The sequence below is a fragment of the Phenylobacterium sp. genome (assembly GCF_031412415.1).
GTDB lineage: Bacteria > Pseudomonadota > Alphaproteobacteria > Caulobacterales > Caulobacteraceae > Phenylobacterium.
On the sequence record NZ_JANOCX010000204.1, the window covers coordinates 1 to 2,079 of the forward strand.

Below are 2,079 nucleotides of genomic sequence, written 5' to 3' on the forward strand. Positions count from 1 at the left end.
AGAAGTGGTTTGAAGCGTGCGCTGCGGCGGTCGATGAATGCAGCGTGCTGGGGATCAAGGTCTGGCTTTACGACGAAGAGGGATGGCCGTCGGGGAACTCCGGTGGCAGCGTCCCGCTGGCGGACGAGTCGTTCCGCCACAAGGTTTTGTTCGCCCGCCTGGTGGGGGACCCGGCGCCCGAGCGCAGCATTCCCATCGGTGGACCGCAGAACGGGCTTCAGGTGTACCACTGGACGACGCCACTGGGATCGTGGCGGTTCAACGGCACGTGCTACGCCGACGTGTTAAGCCGCGAAGCGATGACGCAATTCATCGACGAGGCCTACGCCAGCTATCACCGCCGCTACGCGCCCGAGTACGGCAAGACGATCGTCGCCGAGTTCCTCGACGAGCCGTGCGCCGTCGTCCACGTGCTCGTGCCGGCCGGCGCGGTCGCGTACACCGACTGCCTCTTCGACGAATTCGTTAAAGACCACGGCTACGACGTTCGCCCGCACCTTCACCTGCTGTTCCAGGACGGCGCAGACGCGCCGCGCGTCCGCGTGCATTACGCGCGAACCGTCAGTCGGCTGTTCGAGGTGAACTTCACCAAGCAGCTTGGCGACTGGTGCGAGGCGCACGGCATCGCCCTTACCGGCCACTACATGGAGGGGAACCTTTACACACAGCAGTGCAAGGGGAATTCGATCCCCCAGAACTACCGCCACCAGCACATCCCCGGCATCGACCACCTCTGCATGCAGGTCGCAGAAGTCATCACCGCCAAGCAGTGCCATAGCGTCGTCAACCAGTACGCGAAGCCGGCCATGCTCTGCGAGACCTATGGTGCGGCGGGGCAGGACATTTCGTTTGCCGACCGGTGGTGGATCGGGCTGCACCTGCTCAGCCTGGGCGTGACCCTGTTCAACTGGCATCTGAGCTTGTTCACGATGGCCGGCGGGCGTAAGCGCGACTTCCCGCCGAACTTGTTCTACCAGCAGCCGTGGTGGCCGGCACAACCCGCGGTCGAGGAGCCGCTCATCCGCCTGTGCGTCGCGCTATCGCAGGGACGCCCACTGGCCGAAGCGCTGGTGCTTCACCCACAGGAATCCGCCGCCGCGTTGTTCCGTGTGGGCGCCAAATGGCCGGACCCCGCCGGCGTTGAGAACCCCGGCGTTACTGGCGAGGAGCCACGGCGGCAAATTGATCAACTGGATGCGGATTTCAAATCCGTAGTCATGGCGCTGCTCGGCTCCCAGCGGGTCTTCGACCTCGGTGACGAGATCGTGCTCCGCGACGCGGCTCGAGTTGAGCGCGAGGGGGATCGGGCCGTCCTGCGCGTCGGCGCGATGACGTATCGGGCCGTCGTGCTGCCGTCGATGCTGACGGTGGCGCCGTGGACACTGCGCCTATTGCACGAATTTGACGAGGCTGGTGGGCTTGTACTTCTGGCAGGCAACGCCCCGACCCTCGTTGATGGCCGGCCGTCGCCGGAGCTAACGGCGCTGACCAAGTGTTGGGATCGCGTGCCGCCACCGCAGGTTTCCAATCGGCTCGCCACGGTCGCCGCCCCCTTGGTTCGCCTTGAAGGATCAGTCGACCTCAGCCACATCTTTGTGCAGGTGCGCGACTTGCCCGACGGCGACCGCTTGGTGTTCCTCGCCGACCGCCGCCGCATCGGCGCGCCTGTCGACGCCGCGGCACACTTGGACGGGAACTTCGCTTGCGTCCACGAACTCGACCCAATGAGCGGCATAGAGACCACGCTCGGCTCGTCGCTGACGGTGCCCCTCGTCTTCTATCCCGCGAGTGCGCATCTGCTTCGACTCTCCCGCGAGTGTCAGCAGGGTCTCCCCGCCCCACGCCGTGTCGTCGCCGTCGGGAAGCCGGTTCCTCTCGCGTCCGATGTCTGGCAGGTCGAGCGATTGGATGACAACGCCCTCGTACTGAACAACGCCCGGTGGCGCGAATCGACGTTCGACGAGTTCACGCCGTCACCTATCCCCGTGATCGCAATTCAGGGCAGACTTGACGCGCTCCACTATCGCGGCCCCCTCTGGCTGAAATACTCGTTTCGCGTCGCCGGACTTGCTCGTGGCC

General features: G+C 65.2%; 1 pseudogene. It reads left to right on the top strand.

The window, feature by feature from the left end:
- Positions 1-2,079, top strand: a pseudogene (locus tag RMO04_RS10035) (hypothetical protein); the annotation flags it as partial.